The following is a 19,059-nucleotide window of genomic DNA, read 5'->3' on the forward strand; positions in this document are numbered from 1 at the left end:
ACCATCGCAAGCAAGGGAGCCTTAACCGCGGTCGTGCGTGTTAGCCCGATGCGTATCCCCTATCTCGACGTGACGTTGCCCGAATGGCAGGCCCGGCTGGCCGGGGTGCTGGTCTTCGTACTGATCCTGGCGGTGGTGCATCGCATCCTGTTCGCGGTGCTGCGCAAGGTCGCCAGCCGCACCGCGACCAAGACCGACGATATCCTGATCGCGCGGCTCGGGCGGCCGACCTTCTGGCTGATGATCGGCGTCGCGCTCGCCGCGTCGGGGCCGGGGCTCGACCTGCCGCGCTATTGGGAGACGATCTGGCAGCGGGTGATCGGATTGCTCACCCCGGCGATGTTCGGCTGGATGCTGCTCGCCGCGCTCACCGCCTATCGCGACCTCAGCGAGGTGCGGTTCGACATCACCGCCACCGACAATCTGCGCGCGCGGCGGCGGCGGACGCGCATCAGCATCCTCCACCGGATCGGCGTGTTCGTGCTGATCCTGCTGACCGTGATGATGATGCTGATGAGCATCCCCAGCGTCCGCACGATCGGCGTGACGCTGGCGGCCTCGGCGGGCGTCGCCGGCCTCGCGATCGGTGCCGCGGCGCAGCCCGCGCTCAAGAACCTGATCGCCGGCATCCAGATGGCGTTCACCGAGCCGATCCGCATCGACGACGTCGTCATCATCGACAACGAATGGGGGCGGATAGAGGACATCCGCCTGACCTATGTCGTCGTGCGGATCTGGGACGACCGGCGGCTGGTGGTGCCGGTCTCCAAGTTCCTCGAGAACAGCTTCCAGAACTGGACCCGCGAGACGAGCGCGTTGCTCGGCTCGGTGTTCTGGTATCTCGATCCCGCCGCCGACGTGCCGCGCATCCGTGCCAAACTGGAGGAGGTCGTCCGCGCCAATCCGCGCTGGGACCAGCGCTTCTTCAACCTGCAGGTGACCGATTCGAAGCCGGACGGGACGATGGAGCTGCGCGGGCTGATGACCGCCAAGGACGCCTCGACCGCTTTCGACCTGCGCTGCGACGTGCGCGAAGCGATCTATGCCTTCATCCGCGCCGAAATGCCCGAGGCGCTGCCCCGGGAACGTCTCATGCGGGCTCCGTCTGCTCCTGCTCCGTCTCCACCGTCGGACCCATCAGCGCATCGGTGAAGGTCTTGCGCCACCAGCCGATATCCTCGCGGGTGATGACGTCCATCATCTTGGTCCAGCGCTCGATCCGTTCCTCGCGCGGCATGCGCAGCGCGAGCATGATCGCGTCGGACATCTCCTCGGCGGAATAGGGATTGATCAGCACGGCGTCGGTGAGCTGGCAGGCGGCACCGGCGAAGCGCGACAGGATCAGCACGCCGGGGTCCTCCGGATTCTGCGCCGCGACATATTCCTTGGCGACGAGGTTCATGCCGTCGCGCAGCGGCGTGACGAGGCCGATCTTGGCGGCGCGATAGATGCCCGCGAGCACGTCGCGCGGATAGCCCTGGTTGACGTAGCGGATCGGCACCCAGTCGATATCGGCATAGCCGCCGTTGATCCGCCCCGCGAGACCTTCGAGCGTGCTGCGGATCTTCTGATAGCTGCCGACGGTCGCGCGGCTCGGCGGCGCGATCTGGAGCAGGGTGACTTCCTTGCGCTCTTCCGGATGCTCGTTAAGGAAGCGTTCGTAGCCGAGGAACCGCTCCTCCAGCCCCTTGGAATAATCGAGCCGGTCGACGCCGACGATCATATCGCGGCCGACCGCGGCGTCGCGCATCTGGCGGAAGGCGAGGCGCCCGCGCGTGCTGGTGGCGAGGCCGGCGAATTCCTTGGCGTCGATGCCGATCGGGCAGGCCATCACCTTCACCCGGCGATCGTCGAGGACCAGCTCGTCGCCCTCCATCCGCGCGCCCAGTTCGGCGAGCGCATAGTCGCGGAACGAATGCAGCCATTCGTCGGTGTGGAAGCCGATGACGTCATAGGCGAACAGGCTGCGCACCAGCGCCTGCGCCTCGGGCAGGATCGACAGCAGCCGGCGCGGCGGCCATGGAATGTGCAGGAAGAAGCCGAGCCTGTTCGTCGCGCCGCGCTTGCGCAATTCCTCGCCGAGCGGGAACAGGTGATAGTCCTGGATCCAGACCGCGTCATCCTCTTCGATCAGCGGCTGGACGGTATCGGCGAAGCGTTCGTTGACGCGCTGATAGCCGCCGGCGAATTCGCGTTCGTATTCGGCAAGATCGACGCGGTAATGGAACAGCGGCCAGAGCGTGCGATTGGCATAGCCGTTGTAATATTCGTCGATATCCTGCTCTTCGAGATCGACGGTCGCGGTGGTGACGCCTTCGTTGCGCTGGAAGGTGATCTGGCCGGTATATTCGTCGGTTTGATCGCCCGACCAGCCGAACCAGATCCCCTTATATTCGCGCAATGCGGAGGCGAGCGCGACCGCAAGGCCGCCCTGTGCACCGGAGTCGGAGCCCTTCGGGGCAGAAACGCGATTGGATATGATGATCAGGCGGCTCAGCGGATCGAACTCCATGGTTTAGACAACAGGGCGGCACAATTGATCATGCCGACCAGCGAATAGGTCTGCGGGTAATTGCCCCACAATTCCCCCGATGTCGGGTCGATATCCTCGGAGAGAAGCCCCGCTGCGGTGCGCCGTGCCAGCATCTCGTCGAACAGCGCGCGCGCATCGGCGTGGCGGCCGGTGAAATGCAGCGCCTCGATCAGCCAGAAGGTGCAGACGTTGAACGCGGTCTCGGGCAGGCCGAAATCGTCCTCGGTATCGTAGCGCAGCATGTGGCTGCCGCGGCGCAGGCCCTTTTCCACCGCCTCCAGCGTGCCGATGAAGCGGGGATCGTCGGGCTCGAAGAAGCGCAGGTCGAGCAGCTGGATCAGGCTGGCGTCGAGGTCGTCGCCCGAGAAGGTCGCCGACATGCGGTTGGTCTCGGGCCGCCATGCGCGCGTCTCGATCTCGGCGCGGATCGTGTCGGCGCGATCCTGCCAGAAGGCGCGACGATCTTCGAGGCCCAGGACGTGCGCGGCATTGGCGAGCCGGTCGCACGCCGCCCAGCACATCGCCGACGAATAGGTGTGGACGCTCTGCCGCGTGCGCAGCTCCCACAATCCGGCGTCGGGCTGGTCGTGGAACTGCCACGCCCGCTCGCCGACATGTTCGAGGCTCTCGAAATCCTCGCGGCCCGACTGGCGGAACAGCCGTTGGTCGAAGAAGGCGTGGACGCTGCACAGCACGATCTGGCCGTAGGCGTCGTGCTGGATCTGCTCATAGGCCTGATTGCCGACGCGCACCGGCCCCATGCCGCGATAGCCGGTGAGGCCGGGGGCAAAGCGCTCCTCGAGCGTCGGTTCGCCGAGCACGCCGTATAGCGGCTGGATATGGCCGCCCGCGGCGCTGTCGACGATGTTGCGCAGATAGCCGAGATAGCCCTCCAGCACGTCGAGCGCGCCGAGCCGGTTGAGCGCCTGTACGGTGTAATAGGCGTCGCGCACCCAGCAATAGCGATAGTCCCAGTTGCGCTCCGATCCGGCGTGTTCGGGGATCGAGGTGGTGAGCGCGGCGACGATCGCGCCGGTTTCCTCGTGCTGGCATAGCTTCAGCGTGATCGCCGAGCGGATCACGACGTCCTGCCATTCGAGCGGGATGGCGAGGCCGCGCACCCATTCCTGCCATTCGGTGATCGTCTGCGCGAGCATCGCCTCGAGCGTCTCGGCGAGGTCGCCGCTGAAGCTTTCGTCCGGCCCGAGGAAGAAATGCAGCGGCCGTTCGAGGCGGAAGGCGCGTTCTTCCTGCACCATGCCGATCGGCGCGGTGGTGGTGAGACGCAGCTGCATCGAATCGAGCAGGATGCGCAGATGGTTGGAGCCGCCGATCTGCTCGCGGCAGGTGCCGCCCCAGCCGCAGGTGGTGCGCAGCTTGACGGTGACGCGCGGGCTGCCGGCGATCGGGCGGACGATGCGCGCGAAGGCGACCGGGCGATAGGTGCGTCCCGTCCGCACGAAGCGCGGGCAGAAGTCGGTGACCTCCAGCACGTTGCCGGCATCGTCGGTATGCGTGCTGACGAGGATCGGCGTGTTGCGGATGTAGTGCTGCTCGACCTTGACCGAATTTTCGATGCCGATCGACCAATAGCCGCTGTCCGGCTCCGCGCCGCCGACCAGCGCCGAGAAGAGCGGATCGCCGTCGACGCGCGGCACGCACGCCCAGACGAAGCGGCCGGCACGATCGATCAACGCGCTGACCTGGCAATTGCCGATCGGCCAGAGGTCGACGCTCATCGCGGACGCATCGGGCTCAGGGGTCATGCGGCGAGGCTTTCGGTTGCGGCTTCGAGCCAATGGAGGGTCTGGGCGACGGTATCGAGACGATAAGCGGCGGCGGTGTCACGCGGCGCGCCGATCAACACGCCGGCGCCGCCAAGCGTGCGCGCGGCGACCATCGCCGGCTCGTCGGTATCGTCGTCGCCGAGGAAGACGGGGCGGCGGCCGGCCATCGCGGGACTCTGCATGAGCGCGTGGAGCGCCGTGCCCTTGTCGGCGCCGGGGACGCGCACCTCGACCATCATCTTGCCGGTCTGGAGGTGCAGGCCGGCGTCGGCGGCGAGGCGGGTGGCGAGGGCGTGCGCCGCGGTTTCGGCGGCCGGCACGGCGCGATAGTGGAGCGCGGCGCCGAGCGGCTTCGCCTCGACCAGCACACCCGATGTTGCAGTTGCGAAGGCTTTCATCTCGGTCACTATACGGTCGAGGGCGGCCGGGCGTTCCGCGCGTTCGTGCCGTCCGTCGGGCCAGCGCACCTCAAGCCCGTGGCTGCCCGAGATGGCGAAATGCGGATCGCCGAACAGGGCGCGGATGCCGCTGACCGGGCGGCCGGAGATGATCGCGACGCGGCCGTCGAGCCGATCCGACAGCCGCTCTATCAATGCGGCGAGGCGCGCGTCGACCGCGACCGCCTCCGGATGCTCGGCGAGTTCGACGAGCGTGCCGTCGAAGTCGAGGAACAAAGCGGCGTCGCGGAGCAGGTCGGCGGGGGGCGGGGGGAGGTGCGTCACGCGGCGCGGTGTCGGGGATCGGGCGGCGGGGGTCAAGGTGGTGACAGCGACGGGGCGGGGACAGACGACGTTGCAAGGAACGGCAGTGATGCTAGATCGTTATAAATCTTCGGCGTGAAAGGCGATTGACATGAAAGTTGCCATATCTGTCGCGGTCTGTTTAGCCGCATGTGGAACGGCTACGGCCCAGATACGGCAGGGCGTGCCATATCCTTCCAGTGCGGAGATCCGTGCCGCAGGGCAGGGTGCTATTGGCCGTATGCAGGGCGATGCTTTTTACGGTTCCGGCAATCGTGCTGCGGAAAGGCACTGCCTGACGGAGCGCAAGACCGGCCGAACGGTCTGTATGACCAAGGAGGAGTGGAAGCGCGAAGCCACGCGGATCACATCTTCGCAGCGACAGGATGGTGCTGGCCGCTGACGTGCGCGGCGAAGACGTCTTACTGACTTCGCCAGTTGCCGCGTCTTCTGAAACAATCTTTTCCCGCGAGGGGAACGCCGGGTCAGGCCGCGAGCTTGGTCATCCAGCCTTCGGCATGCGCGAACGCAGGCGCGTCATCCACGTCCAGCCAGTCGAGATCGCTGCAATCGACGATCTTCGCGCTGCCTTCGGCGGCGAGCAGGCGGACGCCTTCGGTGAGCGACGGGCTGTCGAGCGTCGCCAGCACCTCGAAGAAGCGTTGCGAAACCGCGAAGATGCCGGTGTCGTAGCAATCGTGCGGTTCGAGGCCCTTGCCGATCGCGACGATCGCATCGCCGCGCGTCGCGACGCAGGTGACGTCGAGCGGGTCGACCCAGGCATGGCCGAGACGGCGGTCGATGCCGAGCCGCAGGCCCTCGCCGGCGCCCGCCCTCGCGAGACGGCGATAGTGGCGCGGCTGGACGAGGTGATCGCACATCGCGAGCACCGCGCCCTGCGGCCCGATCAGCGCGCGCGCCGCCAGTGCCGACACGCCGTTGGGCTGATGATAGTCGGTCATCACCGTCACCACCTCGAGCGGCCATTGCCGGCCGGCGAGGTGGGCGGCGATCGCGTCGGCGCCATAGCCGAGCGAGACGATCGCGCGGGTCAGCCCCGCCGCCGCCATGCCGTCGAGCGCATGGTCGATCAAGGCGCGCCCCGCCACCGGGCAGAGCGGCTTGAACGGCGTCACCGCACGGAGCCGGCTGCCCTGTCCGGCGGCGAGCAGCAGGCCCGTGGTGATCATCAGGCGGCCTTGATGAACGCTTCGACCGCGGTCTGGGCGAGGTCGTCGGTCATCTGCGTGCGCGGATGCTTGCAGAAATAGGCGCTGGCGGGATCGATGACGCCGGCGATGCCGCGGTCCTTGGCGATCGCCGCGCAGCGGATCATGTCGATCGCGACACCCGCGGAATTGGGCGAATCCTCGACCGAGAGGCGCAGTTCGAGGTTCATCGGCACGCCGCCGAACAACTGGCCTTCCATGCGCAGGAAGCAGACCTTGTTGTCGTTCTGCCACGGCACGTAATCCGACGGGCCGATGTGGACGTTGTCGTCGTCGAGCCGCTCCGCCGCGACCGATTGGACCGCCTCGGTCTTCGAGATCTTCTTCGATTCGAGCCGGCGGTGGTTCGACATGTTGAGGAAGTCGGTGTTGCCGCCGGTGTTGAGCTGATAGGTCCGGTCGAGCTTGACGCCGCGCTTGGCGAACAAATCGGTCAGCACGCGGTGGACGATCGTCGCGCCGAGCTGTGCCTTGATGTCGTCGCCGATGATCGCGACGCCGGCATCCTCGAACTTCTTCGCCCATTCCGGGTTCGACGCGATGAACACCGGGATGTTGTTGACGAAGGCGACACCTGCCTCGAGCGCGCATTCGGCGTAGAATTCGGTCGCCTGCTGGCTGCCCACGGGCAGGTAGTTCATCAGCACGTCGGTGCCGCTCGCCTTCAGCTCGGCGACGACGTCGGCCTTGCTCGGCTGCGTGTCGTTGGCGACGATGAAGGTGCGGTCGTCCTTATAGTCGGCCATATGGTCGGCGACGCCGTCGAGCACCGCGCCCATCTTCACGACGGTGCCGGTCGCCGGCACGTTGGCGGCGAAGACGGCGGTGCAGTTCGGCTTGGCGAAGATCGCCTCGGCGACGTCCTTGCCGACCTTGCGCGTGTCGACGTCCCAGGCGGCGACGACCTTGATGTCGGAAGGCTTATAGCCGCCGAGTTCCCAGTGCATCAGGCCGACGAGATCGTTGGCGCCTTCGCGATAATGCTCCAGCCCCTGGACGAGCGAGCTCGCGCAGTTGCCGATGCCGACGATGGCGATGTTGATGCTCTTCATGAATGACCCTGTTCGCTTGGATAAAGAATGGACTGCGGCGTGGCGCCGTGAACGAAACGGCGCTCGACGCGCCGGTGGCGGTAAAGACCGACCGCGCAGACCAGCGTCAGCGGGACGATCTCGAACCAGAAAAAGAGGCGCGGGCTGCCGAGCAGGCACGCGGCGCACACCGCCCAGACGCGGACGTTGGCGGTGAGCAGCGACTGCAGCCGCATCACCGGAACGGCAGCGGCGGCATAAGCGGCGGCGAAGGCGGACGGGTCTTCGGCGGCGCCGAAGCGGCGCTCGAACGGCATCGAGATGCGGTCGACCGACCCCGCGACGCTGTCGTACAGGCGGACGAGGACCATGCCGGTCGGCACCGGCACCGTGGCGAGCGGCGTGCCGCGGGTGCGGCGGTGGAAGCGAGCGCGCTCGCCTTCGTAAAGGCTCGACTGGACCGCGTGGCAGCCGCCCGCGGCGATGGCGAGCATCCAGCCGCCGGTCGTGCCGATCGTCCAGGCGAGCGACAGATAAATCAGCGCGAAGACACCGTGGTCGCACAGCCCGTCGAGCGTGCGGCCGAGCGCGCTCGCGGTCTTGGTCGCGCGCGCGATCATGCCGTCGAGTCCGTCGGCGACCAGCCAGGCGACCGAGAACACCAGACCGACCAGCGCCATCGCCGGATCGCGCCAATGCGCATAGGCGACCGCCGCGACCGTGCCGCAGGCGAGGCCGATCAGCGAGACCATATTGGCCGAGACACCGTGCCGCAGGGCAAGGGGGAGCAGGGCGTGCGACGCTGGGTGAATCAGGTAGAGATTCGATGGGTCCTCGATCCGGCGATCGCGCGAGCCATCCCGGGGAGGCGGTGTCATCAGATCTTCATAATGCGCCCGCCCCCTTATAAAGGCAAGATTCTATGGAACGTTTCGGCGCAACTCGTCGAGCCACACGGCCGCCGTGCCGTCCGAGGGGGCGCGCCAGTCGCCGCGCGGGCTCAACGCGCCGCCGCCCGACACCTTCGGCCCGTTGGGAATGGCGGAACGTTTGAACTGGCTGAGCTGGAAGAAACGGACGACGAACCGCTCCAGCCAATGTTTGATCGTCGGCAGATCGTAGGCGGTGCGCGCCTCGGCGGGGAAATCCGCCGGCCAATGCCCTGACGCCGCGTCGCGCCATGCATGCCAGGCGAGGAAAGCGACCTTCGACGGGGCGAGCCCGTGACGGACGACGTAATGCGCGAAGAAGTCGTTGAGCGGATAGGGGCCGATCATCGACTCGGTGCTCTGCATCGTGCCGTCGGCCCCGGCCGGGACGAGCTCGGGCGAGATTTCCTGGCCGAGGATCGTCGACAGCACCCCGTTGGTGGCCTCGTCATATTGGCCGGTGCGGATGCACCAGCGGATCAGGAACTGGATCAGCGTCTTGGGGACGCCGCTGTTGACCGCATAATGGCTCATCTGGTCGCCGACGCCATAGGTGCACCAGCCCAGCGCCAGCTCGCTGAGGTCGCCGGTGCCGAGCACGATGCCGCCGCGCTGGTTGGCGAGGCGGAACAGGTAATCGGTGCGCAGCCCCGCCTGCACGTTTTCGAAGGTGACGTCATAGACCGCCTCGCCGTTGGCGAAGGGGTGACCCATGTCGGCGAGCATCTGGCGCGCGGCGGGACGGATGTCGATCTCGTCGGCGGTGCAGCCGAGCGCGCGCATCAGCGCCCAGGCGTTGCTCTTGGTGGCGTCGCCGGTGGCGAAGCCGGGCATGGTGAAGCCGAGGATGTCGGCGCGCGGCCGGCCGAGCCGGTCCATCGCCTTGGCCGCGACGATCAGCGCATGCGTCGAGTCGAGGCCGCCGGACACGCCGATGACCAACGTCTTCGATTTCGTGGCGGCGAGCCGCTTGGACAGCGCCTCGACCTGGATGTTGAAGGCTTCGTAACAATCCTCGTCGCGGCGGGCGGGATCGTTGGGGACGAAGGGGAAGCGGCGGATCGGCCGTTCGAGACCGATGTCGGTGAGGCTCGGCTGATGTGCGAAGCCGATGCGGCGGACGCGCGTCTCGGGATGACCGGCGGCGGCGGCCGAATCGTTGAACGTGCCGTTGCGCAGCCGCTCCTGCACGATCCGTTCGAGATCGACGTCGACGACGGCGAGTTCGGGCGCCTGCACGAAGCGCTTCGATTCGACCATCAAATCGCCGCATTCGTAGACGAAGCCCTGACCGTCCCACGCGACGTCGGTGGTGCTCTCCCCCGGTCCGGCGGCAGAATAGACGTAGGCGGAAGACGTGCGCGCCGATTGCGCGGCGGCGAGCAGCATCCGCTCGCGCCCCTTGCCGATGACGATGTTGGAGGCGCTCAAATTGCAGCAGATCGTCGCCCCGGCGAGCGCGCCGGCGGTCGAGGGCGGGGTGGGCGCCCAATAATCCTCGCAGATTTCAGCATGGACGACGAAGCCGGGCAGATCGTCGGCGGCGAAGAGCAGGTCGGTGCCGAACGGCACGTCGGCGTCGCCGAGACGGATCGTCAGGCCGTGCAGGCCGAGGCCGGAGGCGAACCAGCGCTTTTCGTAATATTCGCGGTAATTGGGGAGGAAGGTCTTGGGTACAACGCCGAGGATGCGGCCGCGGTGGAGCGCGACCGCGGTGTTGTAGAGCCGGCCGTTGCGGACCAGCGCGGCGCCGACGAGCAGCAGCGGCGCTAGGCCGGCGGTCTGCTCGGCGACCGCGAGGACCGCGGCCTCGCTGGCGCGCTGCTGCGCGGATTGCAGATGGAGATCGTCGATCGCGTAGGAGGTGAGGTTGAGCTCGGGGAAGACGACGAGATCGACGCCGCGATCGTGCGCCTCACGCGCCATGGCGACGGTCGCGGCGACGTTGGCGGCGACGTCGCCGACGCTGGCGAGCGGCGTCGCGGCGGCGACGCGGGCGAACTGATGGCGGTGGATCGAGGGAAAGGCGTCGGTCATGGGGCGGTGGTAGCCGTGATGGGATGCGGGTTCTACCCGTGCAACGAGCGGGTTGGGGGGGATGATCCGGGAAGGGGGCCGCGGATCGCGTGTGCCCCGTGCGATCGGACAGGCGGTGCAGGATTCGCCTTCTCCTATCGTCATCCCGGCGCAGGCCGGGACCCATGGATGCGGAACGCCGAAGGTGGGGCCGACGCTGGTTGCATCGTGTCCATGGGTCCCGGCGTTCGCCAGGATGACGATGGGGCGTACGTCCGATCACCTCGTGGCAGGCGGAGGGTCATACGGGGACACCCCTTCCGTCGTCATCCCCGCGCAGGCGGGGATCCAGACGCGCAGGTGTCGCGATGGAGCGGTCAGGTCCGCGCGTATGGATCCCCGCCTGCGCGGGGATGACGGTTTTGGGGTGGGGGATGCGCTCTCTCCCAACCGTCATTCCGGCGCAACCCGAACCCTTGGGGCGCGGTGCCGATGGTGCGCGCGTGGCGTCCTGCTCACGGCGTGGTAAGGGTGACGCATGAGCACGATCGTTTATGGCATCCGCAATTGCGACACGGTGAAGAAGGCACGGGCGTGGCTGGACGGGGCGGGGATCGCCTATGGCTTCCACGACTATAAGACGCAGGGCGTCGATCAGGCGCAGCTGGAAGGCTGGGTGGAGCGGCGCGGCTGGGAGGTGCTGCTCAATCGCGCCGGGACGACGTTCCGCAACTTGGCCGAGGCGGACAAGGCCGACCTCGACGCGGCGCGCGCGGTCGCGCTGATGTGCGCGCAGCCGTCGATGATCAAGCGACCGGTGGTCGAGGCGGGCGAGACGCTGCTCGTGGGGTTCAAGCCGGCCGAATGGCAACAGGCGTTGGTGGAAGGCGGCGCCGCGACAGGGTGAGCAGGGCGCCGATCGTCGGCTCTGGATCGCGTCCGCGCCGCGCGGTACAGCCGCGCGATGTCCACCACTTATACCATCGATACCGCCACCAGCCGCGCCAATCCCACCCCGGCGCCGCGCAAGCGCTTGACCGTGCCGGCGATCCGCCGGCGCAAGTCGAGCCGGGAGGGCGGCGGCGAGCCGCTGGTGATGCTCACCGCTTATACCGTGCGTACCGCGCAATTGCTCGATCCGCATTGCGACATGCTGCTGGTCGGCGACAGCCTGGGGCAGGTGATCTACGGCCTGCCGTCGACGGTGCCGGTGACGCTGCAGATGATGGCGGCGCATGGCGCGGCGGTGGTGCGCGGCAGCTATCATGCCGTCGTCGTCATCGACATGCCGTTCGGCAGCTACGAGGCCTCGCCGCAGCAGGCGTTCGAAAGCGCGGCGTTCCTGCTCAAGGAAACCGGCGCGGCGGCGGTGAAGCTGGAGGGCGGCGAGGCGATGGCGCCGACGGTGCGCTTCCTCAGCGAACGCGGCGTTCCGGCGATGGGTCATGTCGGGCTGACGCCGCAGGCGGTCAACGTGCTCGGCGGCTATGGCGCACGCGGCAAGAGCGAAGCGGAGGCGGCGAAGATCGTCGCCGACGCCACCGCGGTCGCCGAGGCGGGCGCGTTCGCGGTGGTGATCGAGGGGGTGATGGAGCCGATCGCGATCCGCATCACGCAGGCGATCGCCTGTCCGACGATCGGCATCGGCGCGTCGGCGCAATGCGACGGGCAGGTGCTGGTGGCGGAAGACATGCTCGGCCTGTTCGAGCGCACCGCGCGCTTCGTGAAGCGCTACGACGACATGGCCGGACGGATCTCCGCCGCCGCCGAAGCCTATGCCGGCGAAGTCCGCGCGCGCGTCTTTCCGGGACCCGAGCAGATCTATCCCGCGAAGGACTAGGTCGGCGACGCCCTCAACCCGCCACATTTCCCGTGCTTTCGTTTCGCCGACGTCGCCGCTAAGAGTGCGCGCCACTTCCTCTGTCTGTTCCGGAGCCCTCCTTGGCCCTCACGCCGCAAAACAACCAAGCGTTCCTGCGCGAAGTCGACGACGAGCTGCGCCGCGATCAGTTGACCAGCTTCTGGGAGCGCTACGGGCGCTGGACGATCGCGGGAATCGTGGTGGCGCTCGCGGCCTTCGCCGCCGTCCTCTACTGGCAGCATCGCCAGACCGAGGCGGCGGGCGTCGAGGGCGAGCAATTGCAGGCGGCCTATGACTCGCTCGGCGCGGGGCAGGCCGATCAGGCGAACAAGGCGCTCGCGCCGATCGCCGGCTCGGGCCGCGAGGGCTATCGCGCGCTCGCGCTGATGACGCAGGCCGACATCCTGCTCGGCAAGAAGCAGGACAAGGCCGCCGCCGCGCTCTTCGCCAAGATCGCCGCCGACACGAGCCTCGCGCAGCCGTTCCGCGACATCGCGCTGATCCGCCAGACCACCGCCGAATTCGACACGCTGAAACCGCAGGTCGTCATCGAGCGGCTGCGGCCGCTGGCGGTGCCGGGCAACGCCTATTTCGGCAGCGCCGGCGAGCTGGTCGCGATCGCCTATCTCGACAGCGGCCGCAAGGACCTCGCCGGCCGGCTGTTCGGCCAGCTCGCGCAGAGCGACGCCGTCCCCGACTCGATCCGTCAACGCGCGGTTCAGATGGCCGGCACGATGGGGGTCGACACCGCGGGTGCCGACGGCGGCGCGACCGTGCGCATCGTCTCCCCCGCCAGCGCGGCCGCGGCACAATCGAAGGAAGCACCTGCGCAATGACGACCAGATATCGGGCCTCGGTGGCCGTCGCCGCGCTGATCGCGCTGTCTTCCTGCGGCATCTTCAAGGGCGGCGCCAAGAAGACCCCGACGGTCGGCGAGCGCGTTCCGATCCTCGCCTCCGAAAACGCGATCGAGGCGGACAGCACGATCGCCGACATCCAGGTGACGCTGCCCGCTGCCGAGGCGAACGATGCCTGGACGCAGCCGGGCGGCAATGCCGCCAAGTCGATGGGTCAACTCGCACTCGCCGCGACGCCGTCGCGCGCGTGGCAGGCGTCGATCGCCGGCGGCTCGAACCGCGAGCGGCTCGGCGCGGCGCCGGTTGTCGCGGACAACAAATTGTTCGTCGTCGACGTCGCCGCGCAGGTCCATGCCTTCGCCGCCGATACCGGCGCGAAATTGTGGGATGCCTCGGTCAGCAGCGGCGACGAGAACCGCCCGGCGCGCTTCGGCGGCGGCGCGAGCTATGACGAGGGCCGCGTCTTCGCGACCGACGGCGTCGGCGACGTCGTCGCGCTCAATGCCGCGGACGGCAAGGAGATCTGGCGTGCCAAGCCGGGCGGGCCGCTGCGCGGCGCGCCGACCGTCGCCAACGGCTCGGTCTATGTGCTGAGCCAGGACAATCAGATCTTCGCGCTCGATCAGAGCGACGGCAAGGTCCAGTGGGCGCAGTCGGGCACGCTCGAGACGCAGGGCGTGTTCGGCGTCGCCGCACCCGCCGCCAGCCAGGGGACGGTGGTCGCCGGTTTCTCGAGCGGCGAGCTCAACGCCTATCGCTACGAGAACGGCCGCGTGCTGTGGGGCGATGCATTGTCGCGCACCTCGATCACCACCTCGGTGTCGAGCCTGTCGGACATCGACGCGGCGCCGGTGGTCGACAACGGTCGCGTCTTCGCGGTCGGCCAGGGCGGGCGCATGGTCAGCCTCGACCTCGCCACCGGCCAGCGGCTGTGGGAGCAGAATTTCGCCGGCATCTCGACGCCGTGGATCGCGGGCGAGTGGCTGTTCGTCGTCACCGACGATGCGCGCCTCGTCTGCCTCGCGCGGTCGAACGGCAAGGCACGCTGGATCGCGCAATTGCAGCGGTTCAAGAACGCCAAGAAGAACAAGGGGCCGCAGGTCACCTGGTTCGGCCCGGTGCTGGCGGGCGGGCGGCTGGTGCTGACCAATTCGCTGGGGCAGGTGGTGTTCGCCTCGCCGACCGACGGCAGCATCGCGACGACGGTCGAGGCGAAGGACAGTTTCGCGCTGCCGCCGATCGTGGTGAAGTCGACGCTGTACACGCTGGGACAATCGGGCAAGATCACCGCCTATCGATGATTGCAAAATCCTCCCCCGCCAGGGGGAGGGGGACCGCTCGGCGCCAGCCGAGTGGTGGGGGGGGAGGACAGGGCGGGAGTCGGCAACAAGGCTCCCGCCCTGTCCTCCCCCTCCGTCAGCGCTACGCGCTGCCACCTTCCCCTTGCGGGGGAGGACTTAGGTGCTCGTGCCGGGGAGGATTGGTATTTCCCGCCACCTCTTCTAAGAGCCGGGGCATGTCCCGTATTCCCACCGTCGCGATCGTCGGCCGTCCCAACGTCGGCAAGTCGACGCTGTTCAACCGTCTGGTCGGCAAGAAACTCGCGCTCGTCGACGACCGGCCCGGCGTCACCCGCGACCGGCGCGAGGGCGATGCGCATCTGATCGGCCTCGACTTCCGCGTCATCGACACCGCGGGCTATGAGGATCACGACGCCCAGACGCTGCCCGGGCGGATGCGCATCCAGACCGAGGCGGCGATCGGTCAGGCGGACGTCGCGCTGTTCCTGTTCGACGCGCGCGCCGGCATCGTGCCGCTCGACGAGGAAATCGGCCGCTGGCTGCGGTCCTCGACCACGCCGGTGATCCTCGCCGCCAACAAGGCCGAGGGCAGGGCGGGTGAACAGGGTATCCTCGAGTCGCTCAGCCTCGGCTTCGGCGATCCGGTGCAATTGTCCGCCGAACATGGCGAGGGGATGGGCGACCTGTTCGAGGCGCTGCTGCCGCATATCGAGAAGGCGCTCGCCGCAATCCCCGAGGAGGATGAGGACGATCGGCCCGACGCGCCGCTCAAGCTCGCGATCGTCGGTCGGCCCAACGCGGGCAAGTCGACGCTGATCAACCGCATGCTCGGCGAGGACCGGATGATCACCGGCCCCGAAGCGGGCATCACGCGCGATTCGATCGCGGTCGACTGGCTGTGGCAAGACCCGAAGGGCGAACCGCGCCCGGTGCGGCTGATCGACACCGCCGGCATGCGCAAGCGCGCCAAGGTGCAGGACAAGCTCGAGAAGATGTCGGTCGCCGACGCGCTGCACGCGGTCGATTTCGCCGAGGTCGTGGTGCTGCTGCTCGATGCGACGCTGGGGCTGGAGGCGCAGGACCTGCGCATCGCCGACAAGGTGCTCGAAGAGGGGCGCGCGCTGGTGATCGCGCTCAACAAATGGGACGTGGCGGAGAATGCCTCGTCGCTGTTCAACGGCGTCAAGCGTGCGCTGGAGGACGGCCTGTCACAGGTGAAGGGCGTCACCGTGATGACGGTATCGGCGGCGACCGGCAAGGGCATCGACCAGCTGATCCAGGCGGCGTTCGATACGCGCGAGGCGTGGTCGAAGCGCGTCGGCACCGGCGAGATGAACCGCTGGTTCGAGCGCGCGATCGAGGCGAACCCGCCGCCCGCGCCCGGCGGCAAGCGGATCAAGATGCGCTATGTCACGCAGGTCAAGACGCGGCCGCCGAGCTTCGTGGTGTTCGGCACCCGCGTCGACCAATTGCCGGCAAGCTACGAACGCTATCTCGTCAATTCGATGCGCAAGGAACTGGGCTTCGGCGCCGTTCCGGTGCGCATGACCTTTCGCGCGCCGAAGAATCCGTTCGACAACAAGGAATAAGCGGCAAGACTTGGCAACGTCGTGTTTACCGCTTGGGCTTAGGATCGCCGGCGAACCGATGTGGGATGTCCCCACGGCCGAGGGGAGAAGGCAGTGTCGTTCGCAGGCAGCACGTTGGTGGACTGGGCCGTGTTCGCGCAGGCGCGCAGCGACCTCGGCGCCGGTTTCGTGCGCATCCTCGGCTATTTCCGCGAAGACGGCGTCAAGTCGGTGGTCGCGATCGAACAGGCGATGCGCACCAGCAGCGCCGCGGCGATCGTCATCCCCGCCCATACGCTGAAGGGCGAGGCGCGCCAGTTCGGCGCCGAGCCGCTGGCGACGCTGGCCGAATCGATCGAGGAACTCGCCCGCGGCTGCGTCGAGCGGCAGGACACCTGCGAGGAGGCGCTGGAACTGGTGGTACAACTGCGGCCGCTGTTCTTCGAGACGCTCGGCCTGCTCGAACGCGAAGCCAATCCGCTCGTCCCGCGGCGGCCGGTGCCGGGGGGCTTCGGGCGGAAGATCTGAGGCGCGCCATTCACCCCTATGACGACGTTCGGCTCACTGGCGGTTTTATCGCGAGAATCGTAAACATGGCCTACTGCGATCGATGATCCAGCGAAGCTTCATGTCTCGCCAATAAGCCTCAACACACATCAGGAGCGGTACCGCGGGGGAGAGTCCGTCAGCCGGTACACTCGATCCCCCGCGTCCCGAAACGTGCCGGTGCCGGCTTTTACCGGCTGGCTCCGCTCCGTATATTTCGTTGACGGCGCGTTCTGGGCAAGGATCGAATAGCGTAGTCCGCGGCCAAAAAAAAGGCCGGTCTTGCGACCGGCCGAAAAGTTTTTAGGAGAGGATGCCTGAAAGGCACGGTCTTTGTGCATCGCAGCAAGGATCTGTGCAATTGCAAAAGGCGCAATCACGCTTTCGTTAATGACAATCGTCATGCCGTCCCGGCGACCGCGGCGGTTGTGCCCGCGTCGGGATCGGCATAGCGGGGTGGCATGCGTCTGCCCCTGATCCTGCTTGCCACCATCGCTCTGTCCAGCGCCACGCCGGCGGCGGCACCGCGCGAGCCCGCCGTCGTCCGGGTGCGGCTCGACACGCCTTATGGCCCGATCGTGCTGGCGCTGGATGCCCGCCATGCGCCGCGGACGGTCGCCAACTTCATGGGCTATGTCGATGACGGGCGGTTCGACGGGATGAGCTTCTATCGGTCCGCTCGCAACCGCAGCGCGCCGACCTATGGCTTCATCCAGGGCGGTATCCGCACCGATGCGCGGCGCATCCTGCCGTCGTTCCCGCTCGAAATGACGGCGATGACGGGGCTGCGCCACGTCGACGGCACGATTTCGATGGCGCGGCGGGCCGAGGCCGGGTCGGCGGGCGGCAATTTCTTCATCACCGTCGGCGCGATGCCGAGCATGGACGCCAAGGGCGACTATCCCGGCTATGCAGCCTTCGGTCATGTCGTGTCGGGCATGCCGGTGGTGAAGCGTATCCTGGCGCTGCCGACCGGGGGCGGGATGGGCGGGCAGTTGCTGCTGAAGCCGATCCGGCTGGTCGCTGCACGCCGGCTGACCGGCACGCCGCACCCCACGGGGCTGGTCAAGCCGTGGCTGGTGAAGACCACGGACCGCAAAGCGAATTGAGCCATATCAAGGGGTTGGTGCAACCATTGCTCGCCGGCCCGGTTATCACGCTATCTTTCAGGAGAGCAGCGATGAAGACCGGATTTCTAGCCGTACTGGCGACCGTGGCGATGGTATCGCCGATCGCCATGGAGCCGGCCTCCGCGCAGCGCGGTGATCGGTATCAGGATCAGCGGCGCGACAATCGCTGGCAGGGCGACAATGACGGCAATTGGGACCCCGCCAATTCCTATCGCGACGGCCGCTATCGCGAGCGCCGCCTCGGCCGCGACGACCGGATCTATCGTGGCCGCGACGGCCGCGCCTATTGCAAGCGCAACGATGGCACGACGGGTCTGGTGGTCGGTGCGGTCGGCGGCGGCGTGCTCGGCAATCTCGTCGGCGGCGGCACGCTGGGCACGCTGCTCGGCGCGGGCGGCGGCGCGTTGCTCGGCCGGTCGGTCGATCGCGGCAAGGTCAAGTGCCGCTAAGCTGAACGTGCGACGGCCCCGCGATCACGCGGGGCCGTTTTGCATTGGGGATCAGCCGTTGAGATGCGGCGCAGCGCCGGCTTTCGGCGAATCATGCTCGCTGATCGAGTTGAGCTGCACGTAATTGTGGATACCCATCCGCTCGATCATCTCGAACTGGCGCTCGAGCGTGTCGACATGTTCTTCCTCGCTGGCGAGGATCCGCGTGAACAGGTCGCGGCTGATGAAGTCCTTGACCTCCTCGCAATAAGCGATCGCGCCCTTGAGCTGGACGACGGCTTCTTCCTCCATCGCGAGATCGGCGCGGAGGATCTCCTCCACCGTTTCGCCGATGCGCAAGCGGCCGAGCAGCTGGAAATTGGGCAGGCCGTCGAGGAAGAGGATGCGCTCCGACAGCCAGTCGGCGTGCTTCATCTCGTCGATCGATTCCATCCGCTCATACTGGGCGAGCTTGTAGACGCCCCAATGGTCGAGGACGCGATAGTGCAGCCAATATTGGTTGATCGCGGTCAGCTCGTTCTTGAGCGCTTCGTTGAGATATTCGATGACCCGCGGGTCGCCCTTGATCGCCATATGTCCACCCTAGATTGTCCGTGTTGCGGACGATCTAGGCTTCGGAAGGGTAGGGCTGCAAGAAAAAAACCGCAGAAATCTGCCGTTTTTTACGTTGCGAACGTCAGGCAGCAGCGCGTTCGGTGTCGATAATGGCTCTCGCTACCATGACGCACTGGCCGCATTTCGCCCGGCAGCCGAGCGATTGATAGGCCTGGCAGGCCGTCTGGCAGCCGCTGCGTGCGGCGGCACGGACCTGGGATTCTCGTATGGCATTGCAAACGCAGACAACCATGGATGCTCCTCGCTTCGCCGCCTGTATGCGGATACTGCGAGACGTTCGCAAGTGGATTTGCGACTAATTCGCAGTCGCTAACGCACGGTTCGTCGCAACTGCGAAAATCCTCCCCCGCCAGGGGAGGGGGACCGTTCGGCGTTCGCCGAATGGTGGAGGGGGAGGACAGGTGGGAGCTCCGTAACGGAACGCCCACCTGTCCTCCCCCTCCGTCACGCCTTCGGCGCGCCACCTC

General features: G+C 67.3%; 19 protein-coding genes. 9 read left to right on the plus strand and 10 right to left on the minus strand.

Annotated elements, in window-relative coordinates:
* The first annotated feature begins 48 nt into the window (after positions 1-48).
* Positions 49-1,152: a mechanosensitive ion channel family protein gene (locus tag AC07UH_RS12095; protein ID WP_495180632.1), complete on the plus strand. Its 1,104-nt coding sequence runs from the start codon at positions 49-51 to the stop codon at positions 1,150-1,152.
* Here AC07UH_RS12095 and AC07UH_RS12100 read toward each other — a convergent pair.
* From AC07UH_RS12100 to AC07UH_RS12130, 7 genes are all read right to left on the minus strand, one after another.
* A complete protein-coding gene (locus AC07UH_RS12100) occupies positions 1,091-2,512 on the minus strand; it encodes an alpha,alpha-trehalose-phosphate synthase (UDP-forming) (RefSeq protein ID WP_137899855.1) in 1,422 nt (473 codons plus the stop codon). The genes AC07UH_RS12095 and AC07UH_RS12100 overlap by 62 nt on opposite strands.
* Complete coding sequence (locus AC07UH_RS12105; protein ID WP_038661070.1) at positions 2,494-4,272, minus strand: glycoside hydrolase family 15 protein; 1,779 nt, start codon at positions 4,270-4,272, stop codon at positions 2,494-2,496. Before AC07UH_RS12105 ends, AC07UH_RS12100 begins: the two co-directional genes overlap by 19 nt.
* A 23-nt stretch (positions 4,273-4,295) precedes the next feature.
* On the minus strand, positions 4,296-5,042 hold the full coding sequence (gene otsB, locus AC07UH_RS12110; RefSeq protein WP_495180634.1) for a trehalose-phosphatase: 747 nt from the start codon (positions 5,040-5,042) through the stop codon (positions 4,296-4,298).
* A gap of 503 nt (positions 5,043-5,545) precedes the next feature.
* Positions 5,546-6,250, minus strand: a complete 705-nt coding sequence (locus tag AC07UH_RS12115; RefSeq protein WP_495180635.1) for a phosphocholine cytidylyltransferase family protein — start codon at positions 6,248-6,250, stop codon at positions 5,546-5,548.
* On the minus strand, positions 6,250-7,341 hold the full coding sequence (locus tag AC07UH_RS12120; RefSeq protein WP_038661061.1) for an inositol-3-phosphate synthase: 1,092 nt from the start codon (positions 7,339-7,341) through the stop codon (positions 6,250-6,252). Before AC07UH_RS12120 ends, AC07UH_RS12115 begins: the two co-directional genes overlap by 1 nt.
* Entirely contained in the window at positions 7,338-8,198 is an 861-nt protein-coding gene (locus AC07UH_RS12125) for a CDP-alcohol phosphatidyltransferase family protein (RefSeq protein WP_038661058.1), read from the minus strand. Before AC07UH_RS12125 ends, AC07UH_RS12120 begins: the two co-directional genes overlap by 4 nt.
* 42 nt (positions 8,199-8,240) lie before the next feature.
* Positions 8,241-10,286 carry an NAD(+) synthase gene (locus tag AC07UH_RS12130; RefSeq protein WP_495180636.1) on the minus strand — a complete coding sequence of 682 codons (2,046 nt, stop codon included), beginning with the start codon at positions 10,284-10,286 and terminating at the stop codon, positions 8,241-8,243.
* Between the two features lie 517 nt (positions 10,287-10,803).
* Here AC07UH_RS12130 and AC07UH_RS12135 point away from each other — a divergent pair.
* The 6 genes from AC07UH_RS12135 to AC07UH_RS12160 all read left to right on the plus strand — a co-directional run bounded on the left by AC07UH_RS12135 (position 10,804) and on the right by AC07UH_RS12160 (position 16,380).
* Positions 10,804-11,172 carry an ArsC family reductase gene (locus tag AC07UH_RS12135; RefSeq protein WP_495180637.1) on the plus strand — a complete coding sequence of 123 codons (369 nt, stop codon included), beginning with the start codon at positions 10,804-10,806 and terminating at the stop codon, positions 11,170-11,172.
* A gap of 57 nt (positions 11,173-11,229) precedes the next feature.
* Positions 11,230-12,105, plus strand: coding sequence for a 3-methyl-2-oxobutanoate hydroxymethyltransferase (panB, locus tag AC07UH_RS12140; protein WP_495180638.1), 876 nt, complete (start codon positions 11,230-11,232; stop codon positions 12,103-12,105).
* 101 nt (positions 12,106-12,206) lie between these two features.
* Positions 12,207-12,962 (plus strand): tetratricopeptide repeat protein, encoded by a 756-nt coding sequence (locus AC07UH_RS12145; protein WP_495180639.1) that lies wholly within the window; start codon positions 12,207-12,209, stop codon positions 12,960-12,962.
* A complete protein-coding gene (locus tag AC07UH_RS12150) occupies positions 12,959-14,284 on the plus strand; it encodes an outer membrane protein assembly factor BamB family protein (protein WP_038661044.1) in 1,326 nt (441 codons plus the stop codon). The genes AC07UH_RS12145 and AC07UH_RS12150 overlap by 4 nt, the downstream gene beginning before the upstream one ends.
* Before the next feature lie 215 nt (positions 14,285-14,499).
* Positions 14,500-15,873: a ribosome biogenesis GTPase Der gene (gene der, locus AC07UH_RS12155; protein ID WP_495180640.1), complete on the plus strand. Its 1,374-nt coding sequence runs from the start codon at positions 14,500-14,502 to the stop codon at positions 15,871-15,873.
* A 93-nt stretch (positions 15,874-15,966) separates the two neighbouring features.
* Complete coding sequence (locus AC07UH_RS12160) at positions 15,967-16,380, plus strand: Hpt domain-containing protein (RefSeq protein WP_038661039.1); 414 nt, start codon at positions 15,967-15,969, stop codon at positions 16,378-16,380.
* Positions 16,381-16,508: 128 nt separating this feature from the next.
* On the opposite strand, the gene AC07UH_RS12165 is transcribed toward AC07UH_RS12160, so the two are convergent.
* The gene (locus AC07UH_RS12165) at positions 16,509-16,802 is read right to left on the minus strand and encodes a hypothetical protein (protein WP_495180641.1); all 294 of its coding nucleotides are present in this window, start codon (positions 16,800-16,802) and stop codon (positions 16,509-16,511) included.
* A 57-nt stretch (positions 16,803-16,859) separates the two neighbouring features.
* Here AC07UH_RS12165 and AC07UH_RS12170 point away from each other — a divergent pair, with 57 nt between their 5' ends.
* Both AC07UH_RS12170 and AC07UH_RS12175 read left to right on the plus strand, forming a co-directional pair.
* The gene (locus AC07UH_RS12170; protein ID WP_495180642.1) at positions 16,860-17,507 is read left to right on the plus strand and encodes a peptidylprolyl isomerase; all 648 of its coding nucleotides are present in this window, start codon (positions 16,860-16,862) and stop codon (positions 17,505-17,507) included.
* Positions 17,508-17,578: 71 nt separating this feature from the next.
* Complete coding sequence (locus AC07UH_RS12175) at positions 17,579-17,977, plus strand: glycine zipper 2TM domain-containing protein (protein WP_038661030.1); 399 nt, start codon at positions 17,579-17,581, stop codon at positions 17,975-17,977.
* Between the two features lie 51 nt (positions 17,978-18,028).
* Here AC07UH_RS12175 and bfr read toward each other — a convergent pair whose 3' ends face one another.
* Both bfr and AC07UH_RS12185 read right to left on the minus strand, forming a co-directional pair.
* On the minus strand, positions 18,029-18,544 hold the full coding sequence (gene bfr, locus AC07UH_RS12180; protein WP_052075790.1) for a bacterioferritin: 516 nt from the start codon (positions 18,542-18,544) through the stop codon (positions 18,029-18,031).
* A 109-nt stretch (positions 18,545-18,653) separates the two neighbouring features.
* On the minus strand, positions 18,654-18,824 hold the full coding sequence (locus tag AC07UH_RS12185) for a (2Fe-2S)-binding protein (protein WP_495180643.1): 171 nt from the start codon (positions 18,822-18,824) through the stop codon (positions 18,654-18,656).
* Between the last annotated feature and the right edge of the window lie 235 nt (positions 18,825-19,059).

The sequence above is a fragment of the Sphingomonas sp. GW821-FHT04B01 genome (genome assembly GCF_059420425.1).